Here is a 20032-nt window from a genome sequence, read left to right on the forward strand (position 1 = left end):
CCACTCTTATCGGGAGCCGGGCCAAAGTTCAAAGCAAAACGGACGCCCCGGCACAGGAAGATGTATTGAGGGCATTTTGCCCGCTTCAGGAGTGAGTGTTCATGTCCGATAGTCCAGAGAACGCACCGGTGATCGAGCGCGAGGCCATGGAGTATGACGTGGTTATCGTTGGCGGCGGACCGGCGGGCCTGTCGGCGGCGATCCGCTTGAAGCAGCAGGCGGCCAAGGCGGGACAGGAGATTACCGTCGCCCTGCTGGAAAAAGGCTCGGAAATCGGGGCGCATATTCTCTCCGGCGCGGTGATCGATCCATCGGGCCTGAGCAAGCTTTTCCCCAACTGGAAAGAGCTGGGCGCGCCGTTGGAAAACCCGGTGACCGAGGACAAGTTCATCTATCTCGGACCGCAGGGGGCGATGGATATTTCGGCCCTGCCGAAGCCCGGCTATATGAGCAATCACGGCTGCTATATCGCCTCGCTGGGCAATCTGGCGCGGTGGCTGGCGGAGCAGGCCGAAGGGCTTGGCGTCGAAATCTATCCCGGCATGGCCTGCTCGGAAGTGCTGTATGACGCCGAAGGCGCCGTGGCCGGTGTCGTGGCCGGCGTGTTCGGTATAGCGAAGGACGGCCATCACAAACCGGATTATCAGCCGGGCCTCGAACTGCGCGCCAAATATACCCTGTTTGCCGAGGGCGCGCGCGGGTCGCTGTCGCAGCTGGTTATCCGCAAGTTCGAACTGGACGCCAGGAGCGATGTCCAGAAGTACGGTCTCGGTCTCAAGGAACTGTGGAAGGTCAAGCCGGAAAAGTTCAAGCCGGGCCTGGTGCAGCATACGCTCGGCTGGCCGTTGAACGACAAGACCGGCGGCGGTTCCTTCCTCTATCATTTCGGCGATCATTACGTCTCGATCGGCTTCGTCGTCCATCTCAACTACGAAAACCCATACCTCTCGCCGTTCGATGAATTCCAGCGCTTCAAGCTGCACCCGATCATCCGTGAAGTGCTGGAGGGCGGCGAACGCGTGGCCTATGGCGCCCGCGCCATCAACGAAGGCGGCTACCAGTCGGTGCCGCGCCTGGTTTTCCCCGGCGGCGCGCTGATCGGCTGTTCGGCCGGTTTCGTCAACCTGCCGCGCATCAAGGGCAGCCACAACGCCATGAAAACCGGCATCCTGGCGGCCGATGCCATCGTCAAGGCGCTGGGCTCCGGCGAGGCGCCGCGTGTGCTCGAAGGCTACCAGAAGGCCTATGACCATTCGGATGTGGCGAAGGAACTGAAGCTCGTTCGCAACGTCAAACCGATCCTAACCAAATTCGGCACCAATCTCGGCACCCTGATCAGCGGCGTCGAAATGATGCTGACCAACCTGATGGGGGGCTTCTCCTTCCTTGGCACCTGGCATCACAGCAAGAGCGACGCCCATTCAATCAAGCCAGCGGCGCAGTTCAAGCCGATTGCCTATCCGAAGCCGGACGGCGTAATCACCTTTGACAAGCTGTCCTCGGTGTTTGTTTCGAGCACCAATCACGAGGAAGACCAGCCGGTTCACCTGAGGCTGAAAGATCCGCATATCCCGATCGATATCAATCTGGCGAAATATGCCGAACCGGCGCAGCGCTATTGTCCGGCGGGGGTTTACGAGATCGTCGGGCTGGAAACGCGCGAGCCGCGTTTGCAGATCAACGCGCAGAACTGCGTCCACTGCAAGACCTGCGATATCAAGGACCCGACAGGCAATATTGTCTGGGTTTGTCCGGAAGGCGGCGGCGGCCCTAATTATCCGAACATGTAAACTTTTATGTTACGCATTTTAGCCCTATATTGTGTGTAGGTTTGAGAGCTGAGCATTTGTTGAAGGCAGATCGTAACGTGAAAAAAAGTGTGCTGCGGACATCCGGTTTTGGATTTGTGCTGATCGGACTCGCTATCGGCGGACAGGTTTCCGCCAGCGAGAAGGTCGCACCGCCGCGCGTCATTTACGCCAATGCCCGTCAGGAACTGAGCGTCTACCCTAGCCCCTATGCCAATTATCTGGTCGGCCGTTTTGCCATGGCGCAGGGCGATGTCTCCACCGCCGCCAAGGCGATGAGCGCCGCCACGATCGCCGATCCCTCCAATGGAGATTTGCGCGAAAAAGCCTTTCTGATCAGCATTCTGGGCGGCGATATCGACCGCGCGGCGACCGTGGCGCAAGGCATGACCGCGACCACGGATACCAGCCAGTTGATGGTTTCCCTTGTAGGCGCGATAAGAGCCGTCAAGGCCGATAAACCTGCGCCTGCACTGAAAAGCATTGATGCGCTGCTCAAGGTCAATCCGCACGACCGTAATGGCCTGCTGCTGCGACCCTATATTCTGGCGATGAACGGTCAATGGAAAGCCGCGTTCGACGAGTCCGGCGACGCGACCTTGCAGGACAATGACCGCGATCGTTTGTTGTCATACCTGGTCAAGGCGGACCGGGCGCGCATCAACGAGATCAAGGGCAATAAGGCGGATGCCGAGGCGATCTACAAGTCGCTTTACCAGCCGGGTGCGGCCAGCTTCATTTTTGGTCCCGACTATGCCGGCTTCCTCGAACGTCAGGGCCGCACCGACGAAGCGAAAACCATCTGGCAAGCCATCGTCGATCAGACTAACGATGTGGTGGCGCAGCAGGCGCTGAAGCGCCTCGCAAACAACTCCGGCAGGGCGCCGGCCTTGCCTGGTCTGACTGAAAGCATGGCGCAGGCTCTGTTCGTTTCCTCGACCGTCTCTTTCAGCGAACATGACAGCGAATTCGCCCTGGCGAGCCTGCACTTGTCGCTTTATCTCGACAATAAATCCGACCGGGAGCGTATCTTTCTGGGGCAGGTCCAGTCGGAATTGAAGGACACGGAAGCCGCCGATGCCGCCTGGGCCAGCATCAAGCCGGACTCACCGTTTTACAACGAATCGATCCTGCGCCGGGTCTGGGCCATGCGCGGGGATGACAAGCTTGACCCGGCGCTGGCGCTTGTCGATCAGGCGCTGAGCCGTGACCCGGACAATCTCAGCCTGATCGTTGAAAAAACCGGCATTCTGCACGCTATGGACAAGGACGCAGACGCCCTGGCCTTGCTGGATGCGCGGATTCAGCGTGCTGGCGACACCGATTTCGGTTGGCAGGCGCTGTATACGCAGGCGATCGTCTATGAAGGCCTTGACCGGTGGAGCGACGCCGAGGTGGCCATCAAGAAGGCGCAGGCGCTCAATGGCAACCAGCCGGAAATCCTCAACTTCCTTGGTTATGGCTGGGTCAATCGCGGTGAACAGGTCGATCAGGGCATGGACCTGATCCGGCAGGCGCTGAAGGTCAGCCCCAAATCCGGCGCGATCATCGATTCGCTGGGCTGGGGCTACTATAAGAAGGGCCAATACGATCAGGCGCTCGATTTTATCGAGCAAGCGGTGCAGATGGAGCCGGCCGATCCGGAGATCAACGAGCATCTGGGCGACGTCTACAAGGCATTGGGCCGATCGACCGAAGCCGGTTACGAATGGCAGCGCGTCCTGACCCTGAAAACCACTGAGCGCCAGGCGGAAACTGTCCGCAAGAAGCTCGACGCCAATGCGGCCAGCCTGAAAATGGCCGACAGCAAGCCGAAAGCGACGACGACGGCGCTGAATGACGAGCGTAAATCGCGTCCGTGACGACGATGCTGGCGCGCGCCAAGATCAATCTCTATCTGCATGTCGCCGCACCGGATGCGCGTGGCTATCATCCGTTGCAAAGTCTGGTGGCCTTCGCTGATATTGGCGATAAGGTGGAGTTTTTAACTGCAAAGTCAGTGGGTTCGACGGATAATTTAAGTCCGTGTCTCAATATCGATGGGCCGTTTTCCGCGGGTCTTGAGGCCAATGAGGATAATCTGGTCCTGAAAGCCGTGCGGGCCTTTGAAGCGGCTGCCGGCGCGAAGGTGGATCGCCATGAGATTCGCCTGACCAAGACCCTGCCGGTCGCTTCCGGCATGGGCGGCGGTAGCGCTGACGCCGGGGCGGCCCTGCGTTTGCTGCGCCAGCTATATGCGCCTGGCATGGCGGATGCTGATCTGGCTGAAATCGCCGGCGCTATCGGCGCCGATGGGGTTATGTGCCTGTGGAGCCAATCGGCTTTCGCTGAGGGGTATGGTGAAAAGTTGACCCCCGTCACCTTGCCGCAGATGCCGGCTGTCCTGATTAATCCCCGCGTGGAATGCTCTACGGCGAAAGTTTATGGCGGCTATGACGTGCAGGGCCGGTTCAATGAAATCGACGCGATGCCGGGCTTTAGCGGTGTCCGCAATATTCGACAGTTGATTTCGGCGCTCAGCCACACCCGCAATGATCTGCAATCACCGGCCATCCATTTACAGCCGGTTATTGCCGAGGTTCTGACGATGCTGGAAGCTCAGTCGGAAACACGCTTTGCCCGCATGTCAGGCTCAGGGGCCACCTGTTTCGCCCTTTGCGAAACGGATGAAACCGCGGAAGTTCTAGGCGTGCGGATGCAGGCGATGATGCCCGGTGCCTGGGTGCGCGCCTGCCGATTGGGGTGACGCCGGGCGTTTCGATCGCATGGCCATCTCGACCTTGTTCTCCGGATCGTTGAGCCGTTTTCTACAAGCTATTGAATCAACAGCGTGCCACGCTGGGCTCGCTGGCTTTGACCTTGGGGGTGATGCACCACGGTGGCGGCGCTGTCATCGGCCTTGACCATAAAGGTGTTGATGATCTTCGTGCGGCATTCTTTTATTTCTTCCGGCTCAAGCGGAGAATACGCCCTTTTTGCCCAGACGCCAGCACAGGAGCAGGCACGGCAACCCGATAGCGGCAGTAGCGATAAAGAAGACCGAATAGGCGTTGAAAAGTCCGAGTTGCGGCGTCATCAGATCGACCGTCCAGCCTGTGAATCCTTTGAGGATTTTACCAGTCAGCGCCGCCACGGAATACATCAGGGCGTAGTGGGTGAGGGTGTGTTTGCGGCCCTGTTCGCTGTTCAGCACCTGCTGGGTCATGAAGCCGACAAAGGCTGTTTCGGCGATGCCGTTGGCGAAATTGTCGCCGACCAGGGTGATGGCGAAGACCATTGGATCGCCATGCGACACTGACATCCACGAGAAACAGATATTGGAAACGGGACCTAACAGCGCGCCAAGCCAGAAGGTGCGCCGGACACCTAAAAACAGCAGGCATGATCCGCCGGCGGCAATGCCGACAAAGGAGGCAGCCAGGCCGATGGTGGCGCGCATAGCGGCGATGGTGTCGGAATCGAGGCCGGTATCGACATACATGGCGCCAGCGATATTGGTCAGGTAATCCGGCAGGCGATAAAGCGCCAGGGTCAGCAGGATCAGGCCGGCCGTGCCCTTGTGCGCCTGGAAGAAACTGACAAACGGCTCGATGACCAGTTGGTACAGGGTTTTGCTCTGCGCTTTCAGGTGCGTCTCAATCGTACTGCGTGGCGAGAGCAGGGTGACGGCCACGCCGATCAGCATGGCGAGCGCCAGTATCTGGTACGACAGCGGCCAGCCGACTCGCTTGGAGAGCACAAGGATCAGGGCATCGGTCGTCAGAATAGCGATGCGGAAGCCGTAGGCGTAAAAGCTGGGATTAAGCGCCTGATCGGCCGAGGTTTCGGTCTGTTCGACGCGCCAGGCGTCGATAGCGATTTCCTGCGAGGCGGCAGCGAAAGCGACAAAAAGAGCGGCGCAGATAAAGGCGGTCAGGTGGTGCGGGCCGTAGATGGCCATCAGGCTCAGGCCTGCACCGACACCGATCTGCGACAACAGCATATAGCTGCGTCTCTGGCCGAGCCAGCGATAGAGCAGGGGCAGGCGGAACTTGTCCATCCACGGCGCCCACAGAACCTTGGCGCCGTAAATGATGCTAACCGAAGTAATAAAGCCTATCAAAGTCAGGGAGATGCCGGAAGTTCTTAACCAGAAACTCAAGGTTCCGCCGACGAGCAGGAACGGCAAGCCGGCGGAAAAGCCCATGCCGAGCAGCAGCCAGGATGTCGGCTGTTTCAACGCCGTGACGACGGCTTTCAGACGGTTTTTGGTATCGTTGGCGATCATATGGGAGATGAAGCCAGATTCTCGGTCACAGGCACAGGTTTTCTTTTAAAATACCGGGTCTTTTGGCTTGCCGGGGCGCGGCCGGCCCTCTATGTTCGCGCCAAATTTCCGCTATTTGCAGATTGATTATGGCTGAACCTCTTTCCTTCCAGGACCTGATCCTGACCCTTCACAGCTACTGGTCCGCACAGGGCTGTGCGATTCTTCAGCCCTACGATATCGAGGTCGGCGCGGGTACGCTGCATCCGGCGACTGTTCTGCGCGCGCTCGGCAAGAAGCCGTGGAAGGCCGCCTATGTCCAGCCGTCGCGTCGTCCGGTCGATGGCCGCTATGGTGAGAACCCCAACCGTTTGCAGCACTATTATCAGTATCAGGTCATCCTGAAGCCGAACCCGGAGAATTTGCAGGACTTGTATCTCGGTTCTCTGAAAGCCATTGGGCTTGATCCGCAACTGCATGATATCCGCTTCGTCGAGGACGACTGGGAAAACCCGACGGTCGGCGCCTGGGGCCTTGGTTGGGAGGTGTGGTGCGACGGCATGGAGGTGACGCAGTTCACCTATTTTCAGGGCGTCGGTGGCATCGAGGTCGATGTGGTGTCGGGCGAACTGACCTACGGGCTGGAGCGTTTGGCCATGTATGTCCAGAACGTCGATAACGTCTACGACCTGAAATTCAACAATGCCGGCGTCAAGTACGGCGACATCTTCAAGGAGCAGGAACGTCAGTTCTCGGCCTTCAATTTTGAAGCTTCGGACGTGCCCACGCTCAAGCGCCAGTTTGAAGACATGGAAACCAATGTGACGCGTATTCTGGAAACCAAGAACAGTCTCGGTTATCCGCTGGTTCTGCCGGCCTATGATCATGTGCTCAAGGCGTCGCATCTGTTCAATCTGATGGATGCGCGTGGTGCCATCGCCGTGGCTGAACGCCAGAGCTATATCGGCCGTATCCGTGATCTCTGTAAGGCCTGCGCCCTTGAATGGGCGAAGCAGGAGGAGACGCGGTAATGGCTCAACTGTTGATCGAACTCTTCTCCGAGGAAATTCCCGCCCGTATGCAACTGGGTGCGGCGCGTGATTTTGAGCGCCTGTTTGGTGCAAAGCTTGCCGCCGCCGGTCTGAGCTTTGAAAGCCTGAAAGCTTATGTCGGGCCGCGCCGTCTGGCTCTGGTCGTAGATGGCCTGCCGAAGGAGACCGCCGCCGTAACCGAAGAGGTCAAGGGGCCGAAGGAAAGCGCGCCGCCGCAGGCGATGGAAGGCTTCCTGCGCAAGGTCGGTCTGACGCAGGATAAGCTCGTGCTGGAAAATGGCGTCTGGTTGGCGCGGATTGAGAAGCCGGGCGTGAAGACAGCCGATGTCTTGGGCGATATGCTGCGTGAGGTCATCCTCAACTTCCCGTGGCCGAAATCTATGCGTTCCGGCACCAGCACCTTCCGTTGGGTGCGGCCGTTGAAGCGTATCCTTTTCCTGTTTGACGGTGAGGTCATTCCGTTTGAACTGGAAGGCTTGACCGCCGGAAACCTGACCGAAGGGCATCGCTTCCTTGGTTCCGGTCAAGCTCTGCTGGTTAGCGATTTTGCCAGCTATCACAAGGCCTTGACGGGTAATTCTGTCATTCTGGATCACGCCGAACGCCAGAAAATTATTCTCGAACAGGCCAAGGCCGTTTGTGCTGAGGCCGGTTGTGAACTGATCGAGGATCAGGGCCTGCTCGAAGAAGTGGCCGGCCTGAACGAATTCCCCGTGCCTCTGCTGGGCGACATGGACCCGGCGTTCCTGACCCTGCCGCCGGAGGTCATCAAGACCTCGATGCGTACGCACCAGAAGTATTTCGCCGTGCGCGACAAGGGCGGCAAGATGGCGGCGAAATTCGTCATCACCTCGAATATGAAGGCGATCGACGGCGGCGCGGAAATCAAGCGTGGCAATGCCAAGGTGCTGTCGGCGCGTCTTTCCGATGGCGTCTTCTTCTGGAAGGAAGACAATCGCCCGGAAGGTAAGCGTGCCAATTTCGATCAATGGTTGACCAAGCTGAACGGCGTGACCTTCCACGCCAAGCTCGGCACTCTTTTGCAGCGCGTGGCACGCATTGAAGCCCTGGCCCGCGATATTGCGCCGTTTGTTCACGCCGATCCGGCTATAGCGGGTGAGGCGGCGCGTCTCGCCAAGGCCGATCTGGCCTCGTACATGGTCGGGGAGTTCCCGGAACTGCAAGGCGTCATGGGCGGTTACTACGCCGATGCCGCTGGTCTGAAGCCGGAAATCGCCAACGCTATCCGCGAGCATTACAAGCCGCAGGGACCTTCGGATTCGGTGCCGGAAGCCGCCGTTTCGGCCGCCGTGGCATTGGCCGACAAGATCGACACCCTGATCGGTTTCTTCGCCATTGATGAAAAACCGACCGGATCGAAAGACCCGTTCGCCCTGCGCCGCTCGGCGCTGGGCATCCTGCGTATCCTGCGCCAGCATAATGTGCGCGTATCTCTCAATGAATTGGCGGGTTTCTGGTACAAGAGCCTACTGATCTATGCCGGGCCTGGCCGTGCCGTCTATGTCGATACCGACAACTGGCGTGGTTCCGCCGGTCCACGCGTGGCCGAAGGTGACGGCGAAATCTTCGACAACTATCTGCGCGATTTCAAGCAGGGTCTGCTGGAGAGCCCGATATGGGTGATCCCGACGGATCGCGATTACGATCTCGATATCATGTACGAGCATGTGCCGAATGTGCCAGAGGTCGAGAACGCCCTGCTGGCCTTCCGAAGCTATACGAGCGTGGCGCCGGAATTCGAAGACTTCATGGCCGATCGCCTGAAGGTGCAGTTGAAGGACGAAGGCCATCGCTTCGACATCATCGAGGCTGTATTCGCGCTTAAAGATGGCGATATCGTCCGCCAGACCCTGCGTATTGCCGCCCTCGAAATGATCCTGAAGACGCCCCAGGGCGATGATTTGCTGGCCACGCATAAGCGCGCCGCCAATATTCTGGCCGCCGAAGCCAAAAAAGGTGATCTGCCGTCAGCCGAACCGCAAGCCTTGTCGGGTGCGCCGGCAGTTGAAACCGCGCTCCTGACGCAACTGAATACCGCCAAACGCGCGGTCGAGGCGGGGCTGGCCGGTGAAAAATACATTGACGCCTTGCATCATATTGCTGCATTGCGACAAGGTGTTGACGCCTTCCTTGACGGGGTGTTGGTCAACGCGGACGATGCGGCCATACGTGCCAATCGTTTGCTGATTTTAAAAGCTGTGTGTGATCTGTCCGGTGAGATTGCCGACCTGAGCAAAATCGCCTGATTGAATTTTTATAATAATAAGGAAAACAAAGATTTTCCGTAAGCACTTCGCTTAAGATATCAAGTTGTGACTGAAAAGGGAAAGTTCATGTCAAAGCACTGGGTTTACGCCTTCAAAGCCGGAAAGGCTGATGGCAACGCCACAATGAAGGCCCTGCTGGGCGGCAAGGGGGCGAATCTCGCCGAAATGTCGTCGCTCAATCTGCCGGTTCCGGCCGGTTTCACCATCACGACCGAGGCCTGCGTCCATTATTTCAGGAACGAACAGGCCCTGCCGGATGGGCTGGTCGATGAAGTCGAAAAAGCGCTGGCCGATCTGGAAACCAGCACAGGCAAGGGCTTCGGCAAGGTCGAAAATCCACTGCTCGTCTCTGTCCGTTCCGGGGCGCGTGCCTCGATGCCGGGCATGATGGACACGGTGCTGAACCTTGGTCTCAATGACGAGACGGTCGAGGGGCTGGCGACCCTGACCGGTGACCGCCGTTTCGCGCTTGATTGCTACCGCCGCTTCATCACCATGTATTCCAATGTGGTGCTGAACGTCAGCCACCACAGCTTTGAAGACATTCTGGACGACCACAAGGACCGCCTTGGCGTTACGGTCGATACCGACATCACCGATAAGGACTGGACGAAGATCGTCGCCGATTACAAGGCGATGGTGAAGTCCGAACTGGGGCATGACTTCCCGCAAGACCCCAAAGAACAGCTATGGGGCGCGGTGAAGGCCGTGTTCAGTTCGTGGATGAACGATCGCGCCAAGTTCTATCGCAAGATGCACGATATCCCCGAAGATTGGGGCACGGCCGTCAATATCCAGTCGATGGTGTTTGGCAATATGGGCCAGACCTCGGCTACCGGTGTCGCCTTCACGCGCAACCCGTCAAACGGCGAATCCGATCTGTATGGCGAGTTCCTGCTCAATGCCCAGGGCGAAGACGTGGTGGCCGGCATCCGCACCCCGCAGGCCCTGACCAAGAAAGCCCGTGAAGAAATGGGCGAACGCGCCCTATCGATGGAAGAGTCGCTGCCGGAAGTGTTTACTCAGTTCAAATCAACCGTTGATACGCTGGAAAACCACTACCGCGATGTGCAGGATGTCGAGTTCACGGTCGAACAGGGCAAACTCTACATGCTCCAGACCCGTAACGCCAAGCGCACCTCCAAGGCGGCGCTGAAGATCGCCGTCGATATGGCCAAGGAAGGCCTGATCACGCCCGAAGAAGCCCTGATGCGTATCGACGCCTCGGCGCTCGATCAACTATTGCATCCGATGCTCGACCCGAAGGCCGAGAAGGTGGTCATCGCGCGCGGCCTGCCGGCCTCGCCGGGCGCCGCCTCGGGCAAGATCGTCTTCACCGCCGATGATGCCGTGCGCTTTGCGGCCGCCGGCGAAGACGTTATTCTGGTACGCGATGAAACCTCGCCAGAGGATATTCACGGCATGCACGCCGCCAAGGCCATCGTTACAGCCCGCGGCGGCATGACCAGCCACGCGGCCGTTGTGGCGCGCGGCATGGGCCGGCCTTGCGTGTCCGGCGCTGGTGAAATGAGTATATACACCGAGCGCGGCGAGTTCGTTTCGCGCGGCCAGACCTTCAAGCATGGAGAAATCATCACGCTTGATGGGTCTTCGGGCGAGATCATGAAGGGCGCCATCCGCATGATCGAACCGGAGTTCTCGGAAGACTTCCACCAGATCATGAAATGGGCCGACGAATACAAGACCCTGGCCATTCGCACCAATGCCGAAACCCCGGCCGATGCGCGTACGGCGCTTGGCTTCGGCGCCGAAGGGATCGGCCTGTGCCGCACCGAACATATGTTCTTCGATGAAGACCGTATCGCGGCCGTGCGCGAAATGATCCTGGCCGATGATGAAGCCGGCCGCCGCAAGGCGCTGGAAAAGATTCAGCCGATGCAGAAGGCCGATTTCGCTGAACTGTTCCAGATCATGGACGGCCTGCCGGTGACGATCCGCCTGCTCGATCCGCCGCTGCACGAATTCCTGCCCCATACGGCGGAAGACATGAAGGCCGTGGCCGAGGCTTCGGGCGTGGGCGAGGAAAAGCTCTACAAGCGCACCAAGGAACTGTCGGAAACCAACCCCATGCTGGGCTGGCGCGGCTGTCGCCTGGGCGTCACCTTCCCGGAAATCTACGAAAGCCAGTTGCGCGCCATCTTCGAAGCGGCGGTCGAAGTGGCGGTCTCTGGCGGCAATCCGAAGCCGGAAATCATGCACCCGCTGGTCGCCACGCGCGAGGAAATGGCCTATCTGACGACCATGACCCACGCCATCGCCAAGGAGGTCTTCGCCGCCAAGGGCAAGACCGTCGCCTATATGGTCGGCACCATGATCGAACTGCCGCGCGCCGCCCTGCTGGCCGACAAGCTGGCCGAGACGGCTGAGTTCTTCTCCTTCGGCACCAACGACCTGACCCAGACAACCTACGGCATCAGCCGTGATGACTCGGGTCGCTTCCTCAATCCTTACATCGAGAAGGGCATTTTCGAGAAAGACCCATTTGTCTCGCTCGATCAGGAAGGCGTCGGCGCGTTGATCAAGATCGCCGCTGAAAAGGGCAGGAAACAGCGTCCGGATATCAAGATGGGCATCTGCGGCGAACATGGCGGCGACCCGGCTTCGATCGCCTTTTGTCATGGCGCCGGTCTGGCCTATGTCTCCTGCTCTCCCTATCGCGTACCGGTTGCGCGTCTGGCGGCAGCGCAGGCGGCGATTGCGGCCAAGGGCTAATACGGCGTTACATCGAAAGCACATCCGGGAGGGGGCAATTTAATTGTCCCCTCTCAGTTGTTTTGGGTGGTTGTTTGTTGCGCCTGCACGCGATAAAAGGTTAACGCAATCTGAATTCGTATGGGGGTAACCGATGACAGCCAAGGCCGTATGGATCGCAGGGTTTTCCAGCCTGGCCGTTCTCTGCGCTGTCGGGCTGTATCGTGTGCTGCCCGTTATGGAAGCCGATCTGAGGGCCAGCGTTGATCAGGCTCTCGCCGTAAAAGGTCTGCATAGCGTCAAGGCTGATGTTTCAGGCCAGACGGTTATCCTGAGTGCAGCGACTGATACGCCGGAAGCCAGGGCGCAATTGGCTGAGGCCAAGCTGACGCTTGCCGATGTAACGATGAACGAGCCGGTCCTGCCCGGGGGGAAACTGGTCAATAGCCCGATCAGTGCGGTTCAGGTTGTGGGAGCGCCGAACCCGTCAACCTCAGTGGCGGTGAACTCAGGTACCCCTGTTGTTGCCGTCTTGCCCGCCAAATCGGTCGATAAAACGCCTGCGATCGAGATCATCCACGGGGATGGCGCGACTGCGGTCGCTTCACTGAATACATCCGCCAATGATCTGCCGCGCGTCGCCGGTGATTCCGCGCTCGACGCCAGCACTCAGGCGGCGCGATCCTGCGATCAGGATATCGCCGCCGCCATGTCCAGCCGTCAGGTCAGTTATAAACCCGGCACCTATGACCTGACACCGGAAAGCCAGACGCTGATCGGCGATGTTTACAAGGTGGTGGCGGCCTGTCCGGTGCAGGTGCGCCTGACGGTTTCCGGCTATACCGACAATCTCGGTGACGGGATGGTCAATCAGACCATTTCACAGGCGCGGGCGCAGGCTGCGGCCGATGCCCTGATTGCGCGTGGGTTGGCGCCGGGGCGTGTCACCGTGCGTGGCTTCGGCGGCGCATTGCCGGTGGCCGATAATACCACGGCTGAGGGACGCGCGAAGAACCGCCGCGTCGTCTTTACCGTAAACGCAGGATAGGGGGGGATATGCTGCATCTGATCATGGAATTGCGCTGGCTGCTGGCCGGCGCCGCTGGGATCGGTTTGATCACCGGGTTTGTCGCCAAACGCGTCAGCAAACCAAAACTGAGGCGATAAGGGAAATCATGACGATCCTGATCCTGAAATCGCTGGGGCTTATGCTGGGGGCGTTTCTCATTTCGGCCTGGCTGGGCTGGAACCTGTCCCGTCGCGCCCAAAGCCATCATAGCGCGTTCGACCGGCCGCGCGTGGTCTTCGATGAGACGCCGGAACCCGCCGCCGTTCCGCTACCGCAACCGGTCACCTATCTCGATGCCGCCGCCGAAGCTTTTACGACGGGCGTGGTCGTGCCTTATCCGACGGCGAAAGCGCCGGAAGCCGATAAATCACCCTATGCGCCGCCACACCCCGCGCCGCGTCTGGATACGGCCGCCAATGTCCTGATCCGCCGAGAGGATACGAGCCTGCAAAGACGCGTATCGAGCCTCGCCGCCATGACGCCGGAAAGCATTCAGGCGGCTGTACAGCAGGCTGGTACGGGACTGGAACCTGTACGTGTCGGTGTGCCGCAGACCGTGCCGGATGACCTGACGGTCATTTCCGGTATCGATGCCGCCAGGCAGCGCGAATTGAACAGCCTGGGCATTTTCTATTACTGGCAGGTCGCGGGCTGGTCACCGGAAAATGTCGCCTGGGTGTCCAACCGCATCCTGTCGCCTGAGCGCGTCGCCCGTGAAAATTGGATGTCGCAGGCGGCGCGGCTGGCCAGATTGGACTAAGCCCTGGGCAGGCTCAGGCCCAGAGACGGGGCGAAGCGGAACTGTTCCTGATCATAGCTGTAAAGCTCGGCCGGCCGGCCGCCGGTATCTTCGCGCATGACGCCGAGCGGCTTGACGAAGCCGGTCCGCTCCAGTCCGCGACGAAAGTTCTGTTTGTGCAGGCGCAGGCCGGAGAGGGCTTCGAGCGATTTCTGCAATTCCAGCAGGGTAAACCGCTCCGGCATCAACTCGAAAATCACCGGCCGGTATTTCAGCTTGCCGCGTAGGCGTGACAGGCCGGTGGCCAGGATGCGGCGGTGATCCGAGGCCATCGGCTCGCCGGCGGAAAGCGCCATTTCACCACCATCGGCGCGATGGGCTTCACCTGTCAGGCCTGCATTATATAGCAGTTCATAGCGATCGAGGACGCGTTCTTCATTCCAGTTGTCGAAGTCCTCAGGGAACAACGTCGCCACCCGGCGCAGGCGCAAAGCGCGTTCACTGGCGGTTTCGGCGCTTTCGCACCAGCGTGAAAGCGCCGGACGCAGGGCCTCCAGGTTCGGGTTGACCTCGTTGCCGCGCCAATCCTCCCACGGGAAAAAGCGGTGAAACGGCACCCAGGCGGCATCGAAACGCGCCTGAGTACCAGCCTGCGGCGTCAGCGCCAGATAACCGACGGAGACGACACGATCGACTTCCGGCTCATTGGCCGGGACACTGGCGGCGATGCCTTGCCGGTCATCATCGCCGAAGCTGTAAAGCTGCTCGACATAGCCGATGGCGAAGCCGGTTTGTTCGCGCACGAAGGCGCGCAGGGCCAGGTCGAAGGTACGGTGGCTTTGCGGCAGGAACGGCCCCGATGGCAGGGCGAAGGCTTCGGAACCGTTTTTCGGCAGATTCAGGCACAGGACCTGGGCTTCGTTGTCCCTGACCGTCACCACCACAGCCGAAAGTTCGATGGCCAGAGACATGGATCAGCCCTTCAGCTTCATGAGCGCGTCGAAACGGGCGTTGAAGGCCTCACGCGCCCGATTATCAGGCAGCGGCGTGATTGTCAGGCTGTAGCCGGTGGGCGGTTCGCCGAAATACTGGCGGGCTTCTTTATCGTTGAAACCGGCCAGTTGCGTCGCCTCGAAGTAGGCGCAGGCGCGATCGGCTTGTTTGATAAGCTTTTTGACCGGTGCAGGCATCACCGCAGGCAGACCGAAACGGATAAAGATCGCCTGTTCGAGATGGCTCTCAAAACGCTTGTAATCGAAGCCGAGCGCCGTCTTGAAGGGCGAGATCATATCGCCAATGACGTATTCCGGTGCATCGTGCAGCAGGGCCATCAGGCGATGCGCCGGGGTGATGGCGGGATCGATATGCAGGCAGATATCATCGACCACCAGGCAATGCTGGGCGACGCTGAAGCCATACTCGCCAAGCGTCTGGCCATTCCAGCGCGCTACGCGCGACAGCCCAAGCGCGATATCATCGATCTCGATATCGATAGCGGCGGGATCGAGCAGATCAAGCCGGCGGCCAGAAAGCATACGTTGCCAGGCACGCGGGGGCAAAGCCCTGGTGTTGCGGCTTTTGGGCGGGGACGATTTCGTTTTGGCAGTCAGCATGGCGTTTCATAAATTGTTATTTCCGGCAATTGCCGAATTTGTCACATCGGGTTTTTATCTCAAGGGGTATATAATTATAGCATAGGCGGAGATTTGAGCCGTCAAATGCAAATCTATACACAAAAAATGGAGGCGCTTATGTCGAATTCAATTGCACAGGGACAGGCCCAAGGTCAGGCCCAGGGGCAAGCATGGTCGCGGATCAGTGTGCCGGTCAGCGGTGCGGCGAGCGAAAGCCTCTCTCTGGAACTGGCGGCCCAAATGGCAAAGGCATTCCAGGCGCAGCTGAACGTCCTCTTTACGCCGCCGGACCCGGCCGAACTGGCGCCGTGGCTCGGTGAAGGGTTCATGGGCACGGTCCAGATGGCGACGATGGACAGCCTCAAAGCCGCCGCCGAGGAATCGGAACTGGCGGCGCGGGCGCAATTCGCCGAGATTGACTGTCCGGGCAAGACCTTCACGGCCCTGAATTCACCGGTCTGGCAGGACCTGGCGCTGGAAACGCGCCTGTCGGACCTGATGGTCTTTTCCGATATCAGCGCCAAGGGGCAGGGGATGCTCTCCGAAGCCTTCCAGCAGGTTCTGATGGAGGAACGGACAGGGGTCTTTATCGCCCGCAAACCTTTCAATATTAACGGCGTTGCGGTTGTCGCCTGGGATGGCAAGGAACCGTCCTCGCGTGCGGCCCGCCGCGCCGTGCCCTTGCTCAAGAAGGCCTCGAAGATCGTGATTGTCGGCGCCCCCTTAGGCGATCAGCCGCCCGAACTGGAACGCCTGGCGGCCTATTATGCCTCGCATGGCCTTAAGGCGGAAATAGATGTGCTGCCAAAGGGCGATATCGTTCAGGGCCTGACGGCGGCCACCGAACGGTACAAGGCCGATTACATGGTCGCTGGCGCTTATGGCCGGTCACGCCTGCGCGAATTCGCTTTCGGTGGTACGACGCGGGCATTGTTGCAGCATACGCAACTCAATCTCTATATGGCGCATTAGGCCTTATAGTTGGAACTGGTCTATCAGGGCGTCGCGCATGTGGTCGAGCGCCGATTTCCAGTCCGTCAGCGATGACGGTGAAAACAGGCGTACATTGGGATACCAGGGATAATGATCCTGCCCCAATTGCAGCCACCCACAGGCCGGGCTGAGAAGCCATGTCGGCACACCGCAGGCGGCGGAAATATTGCTCGTGGCGTTTGACGGCGCCAGGATGACGTCCATCGATGCGCATAAGGCGGCCAGATCATCCAGGTCATCTTTAAGATCAATCGCACCTGGCTGATGGATGGTAAGGCCATTGGTTGCCGCCCATGCCATTTCGGCGTCGCTGTCGCCATATTGCAGGTTAACGAAGGTCAGGCCGTCGAGTTTCAGGATATCAAGCCAGTCTTCAAAGGCCGAGAAATAACGGTCGCGCTGGGCGCCGGACTTGAGGCTTTTCCACAGAATGCCGATCTTGGGTTTGTCGCTGACCGCCGCCATCTGATCGCGCCAGTATCGGACACGTGCCGGATCGGGCTTTAAATAGATGTTTTCCGCCGGGAAATCGCTGATGTGTTTGCGGTATAGGGGCAGGAAATCGCCCATGACCGCCCAGCCGTCGGTGGCGCCGTTTTCAAGTTCGGGAAAACTGCGTTGCAAAATGCCATCAATCGTTTGGGTGCGATGACTGATGACACGGGCGTTCGGAAAACTGCGCTGAAACAACGTCGCCAGACGGGGTTCGACGCCCAGCCAAAGAGCGCCGTCCGGACCGATATCGCGGATCAGGTCGGGCAGGATCGAGGCAAAAAGCACTTCATCGCCAAGGCCTTGCTCGCCGCTAACAAGCAAGTTGCGTTCCGCAAGCGACTGGCCTTCGCGCCAGCGGCGCGACGTGACCGAATAATGGACCTGCAGGGCCGTACCGTAGCGTTCGCGGCTGTCATAGGTCCGCCAGCCGTTCTCAAGGTCGCCAGACATCAGCAGGGCCTGGGCATAGGCGATCTGCGCCGAGGCGTGATTGTCGGGATCATCGAAGGCGTCGGCACAGGCCGCCAGTTCTTTCAGACCTGCGGCCCTTTCTCCCTGATCTATCAAGGCGCAAGCGCGATTGAAACGCGCGTGCAGGTTATCCGGCTGGAGGCGCAGGGCTTCATTGAAAAAGATCAGGGAATTACCGCCATCGCCCTTGGCGACCATCACGGCGCCAAGCCCCTCCCACAGGGTTGCTTCCTCCGGTCGCTGATCCAGCACGGTTTTCAACACATCGACGGCTTCATCATATTTGGATTGCTCGCGTAGGCTTGCGGCGTAACCGGTGATGATCGGCATGTCGTGTATGCCGTGCGTGATCAGGTGGGCGTAGAACTTCTCCGCCATCGGCCACATGCTGAGGCGGAAGGCGAGGACCGCCAGGCGCAGGGCGATATCCAGAGCCTCCGGCGCCAGTTTCAACGCCTCTTCATAGGTGTTCAGCGCTTTCGGGAGGTCGAGATTGGCTTCAGCTTCCGCCGCCTGGGCGACCAGTAATTCAACTGACATCGACAAAGGTCTCGATCAGTGCGTCCCTGGTGCGCTCCATGACCGGCGTCCAGTCGAGCAGGGATTCCGAGAAGAAAACGCGCATCGACGGATACCAGGGGAAATAATCAGTACCGAGGCTGGTCCATGAACGATCCGGCGAAAGCAGCCAGACAGTGGCGCCTGCTGCGCCGGCGATATTGCTGGTGGCGTTAGCCGGGCAAAGAATGCAATCCATAGCGACGCACAGGGCGCACAGGTCGTCGAGATCGTTCTTGAGGTCTATGCCTGGCGGCGTCCAGATATCCAGCCCCATTTCCTTTGCCAGGGCCAGTTCTTCGGAGGTGTCGCCGTATTGCAGGTTGACGAACTGAACCCCTTCGGTGCGCAGGATATCTTCCCATTGGGCGAAAGGCGAATAATAGCGATCGCGCCGCGCATGTTTGATCAGGCTCTTCCACAATATCCCGATCTTCGGCTTGCTGTTGAGGTCGTCCAGTTGTGACTTCCAATAACTGACCCGCTCGGGATCCGGGGTCAGGAAGAGATTGGATGCCGGAAAATTCTCGATCCGCGGGCGATAATGGCCAAGGAAATCGCCCATAATCGCCCAGGTCTCGTAATCGTTCCAGTCCGGTATTTCGGGGAAAAGGCGGACAACCAGCCCGTTATGCTTGGTGGTGTGATGGCGAGTGACGTGTGCATCGGGAAAACTGCGCCGGAACAGGGGAACCAGGCGGGATTCGACAGCAATGCCGAGTTTCCCGTCCGGGCCTATTTCACGCAGCAGGTCGGGCAGGATCGAGGCGAACAGCACTTCATCGCCCAGTCCCTGCTCGGCGGAAACGAAGATACGCTTGCCTTTAAGGGTGTCGTCCTTTTTCCATCTGGGCCGGTCGATGAGATAATGCACGCTTTCCGGGGAATCGCCCGCGTTACGCGCGTCGTACCACGCCCAGCCTTCTTCATAGCGGCCCATACAAAGATAGCAGAAGGCGATGCTCAGCTTGCAGGTCATGATATTTGACCCGTCTACGAACGTCGGCAAGGCGATGAGCAGATCCGAGAGGCCGGCTTCAATGTCGCCGACGGTCGCCTTGGCGTTGCCGGCATTGTAGCGGGCGTGGACATGGTTCGGATCGTATTTCAGCGCCTCGTCGTAAAAGATGATCGAATTGGCCATGTCGCCCTGAGCATTGACGACTGTGCCCAGCGCATTCCAGAGTTGCGGATCGGTCGGGTTGACATTGATGGCGCCGCGCAGCAACTCAATGGCCTCGTCGATCTTGCTGGCTTCGCGCAGGGTGGTGGCCAGGTTGTTGATAGCCTCGACATGACCGGGGCATTTATCGAGAAAGAAGCGGAAGAACTTTTCCGCGAGGTCGGTCATGCCCATGCGATAAGCGAGGCGGCCTATATCATTTGCGATGGCGGGATTGTCCGGCGACAGCTTTAACGCAGTTTCGTAGCAGGTGATTGCCGTGCTGAAATCATTGCATTTGTCACGTGATACGGCGAGAACATGCCAAGCTTCGGGGCATTTTTCATCGATATTCAAGGCCTGCAAGGCCAGTTCGCTGCCGCCTTGCCAATCGCCGACATTCAGACGCAGCACTGCATCGCGCAATGTGTGCAATGTATCGGCGCGTTTGATGTGCTCAGTGGCTTCCAGCAAAATGCGCAGCGCTTCGCTGGAGCCGGAATCGCCCAGGATTTGCGAGGCCGGATTCACCGGCCGCACCGGCGTGAAGGGGAGGGCGGAATCTGTTGCTGTGGGTGTCTTGGGCTTGAAGACGGGCGTGACAGGCTTTTCAGCCATAACAGCGAAGGGGGAGCCTTTTGGGCCTGAGCCGGTCGCGTTCTCCGATTTGGCAGGTTTCAACATGACTAGCTCCAAAGGCACCGACGTGCCATTCTGTAAACAGAGATTCGCTTAAAACTCCCTAAAGAAATATGGGCGCGCAATCTTGAGGGGGGATCAAATACCCGGCATATTAACGTTAGTT

At 59.2% G+C, this 20032-nt stretch carries 14 protein-coding genes; 9 read left to right on the forward strand and 5 right to left on the reverse strand.

Translation table 11 applies throughout. The features are described 5' to 3' along the window. Nucleotides 1-101: 101 nt before the first annotated feature. The 3 genes from VL130_RS19205 (at nt 102) to VL130_RS19215 (ending at nt 4554) form a co-directional block, all read left to right on the forward strand. Nucleotides 102-1790 (forward strand): electron transfer flavoprotein-ubiquinone oxidoreductase, encoded by a 1689-nt coding sequence (locus VL130_RS19205; protein ID WP_325365580.1) that lies wholly within the window; start codon nt 102-104, stop codon nt 1788-1790. An 89-nt stretch (nt 1791-1879) separates the two neighbouring features. After that, a complete protein-coding gene (locus VL130_RS19210) occupies nt 1880-3670 on the forward strand; it encodes a tetratricopeptide repeat protein (protein WP_325365582.1) in 1791 nt (596 codons plus the stop codon). A 5-nt stretch (nt 3671-3675) separates the two neighbouring features. Further along, nucleotides 3676-4554, forward strand: a complete 879-nt coding sequence (locus VL130_RS19215; protein WP_325365662.1) for a 4-(cytidine 5'-diphospho)-2-C-methyl-D-erythritol kinase — start codon at nt 3676-3678, stop codon at nt 4552-4554. Between the two features lie 207 nt (nt 4555-4761). Here the strand turns inward: VL130_RS19215 and VL130_RS19220 are convergent, their stop codons facing one another. Then, nucleotides 4762-6075: an AmpG family muropeptide MFS transporter gene (locus VL130_RS19220; protein ID WP_325365584.1), complete on the reverse strand. Its 1314-nt coding sequence runs from the start codon at nt 6073-6075 to the stop codon at nt 4762-4764. 128 nt (nt 6076-6203) lie between these two features. Between VL130_RS19220 and VL130_RS19225 the strand changes: the two genes are divergently transcribed. The 5 genes from VL130_RS19225 to VL130_RS19245 all read left to right on the forward strand — a co-directional run bounded on the left by VL130_RS19225 (nt 6204) and on the right by VL130_RS19245 (nt 13935). Beyond that, a complete protein-coding gene (locus VL130_RS19225) occupies nt 6204-7085 on the forward strand; it encodes a glycine--tRNA ligase subunit alpha (RefSeq protein ID WP_414636332.1) in 882 nt (293 codons plus the stop codon). Then, on the forward strand, nt 7085-9373 hold the full coding sequence (gene glyS / locus VL130_RS19230) for a glycine--tRNA ligase subunit beta (RefSeq protein WP_325365588.1): 2289 nt from the start codon (nt 7085-7087) through the stop codon (nt 9371-9373). Before VL130_RS19225 ends, glyS begins: the two co-directional genes overlap by 1 nt. Nucleotides 9374-9460: 87 nt before the next feature. Continuing rightward, nucleotides 9461-12127 (forward strand): pyruvate, phosphate dikinase, encoded by a 2667-nt coding sequence (gene ppdK / locus VL130_RS19235; protein WP_325365590.1) that lies wholly within the window; start codon nt 9461-9463, stop codon nt 12125-12127. A 133-nt stretch (nt 12128-12260) separates the two neighbouring features. Beyond that, nucleotides 12261-13154, forward strand: a complete 894-nt coding sequence (locus VL130_RS19240) for an OmpA family protein (RefSeq protein ID WP_325365592.1) — start codon at nt 12261-12263, stop codon at nt 13152-13154. A gap of 127 nt (nt 13155-13281) precedes the next feature. Continuing rightward, nucleotides 13282-13935, forward strand: coding sequence for a hypothetical protein (locus tag VL130_RS19245; RefSeq protein WP_325365594.1), 654 nt, complete (start codon nt 13282-13284; stop codon nt 13933-13935). Here the strand turns inward: VL130_RS19245 and VL130_RS19250 are convergent. Then, complete coding sequence (locus VL130_RS19250; protein WP_325365596.1) at nt 13932-14885, reverse strand: NUDIX hydrolase; 954 nt, start codon at nt 14883-14885, stop codon at nt 13932-13934. The two genes, VL130_RS19245 and VL130_RS19250, sit on opposite strands and share 4 nt — an antisense overlap. Before the next feature lie 3 nt (nt 14886-14888). After that, entirely contained in the window at nt 14889-15527 is a 639-nt protein-coding gene (locus VL130_RS19255) for an HD family hydrolase (protein ID WP_325365598.1), read from the reverse strand. 138 nt (nt 15528-15665) lie between these two features. Here VL130_RS19255 and VL130_RS19260 point away from each other — a divergent pair, with 138 nt between their 5' ends. Beyond that, a complete protein-coding gene (locus VL130_RS19260) occupies nt 15666-16520 on the forward strand; it encodes a universal stress protein (protein ID WP_325365600.1) in 855 nt (284 codons plus the stop codon). Between the two features lie 3 nt (nt 16521-16523). Here the strand turns inward: VL130_RS19260 and VL130_RS19265 are convergent, their stop codons facing one another. Beyond that, entirely contained in the window at nt 16524-18047 is a 1524-nt protein-coding gene (locus tag VL130_RS19265; RefSeq protein WP_325365602.1) for a tetratricopeptide repeat protein, read from the reverse strand. Continuing rightward, nucleotides 18037-19911, reverse strand: a complete 1875-nt coding sequence (locus VL130_RS19270; RefSeq protein WP_325365604.1) for a tetratricopeptide repeat protein — start codon at nt 19909-19911, stop codon at nt 18037-18039. Before VL130_RS19270 ends, VL130_RS19265 begins: the two co-directional genes overlap by 11 nt. Between the last annotated feature and the right edge of the window lie 121 nt (nt 19912-20032).

The sequence above is a fragment of the Asticcacaulis sp. genome (assembly GCF_035497195.1).
Classification (GTDB): Bacteria; Pseudomonadota; Alphaproteobacteria; order Caulobacterales; family Caulobacteraceae; genus Asticcacaulis.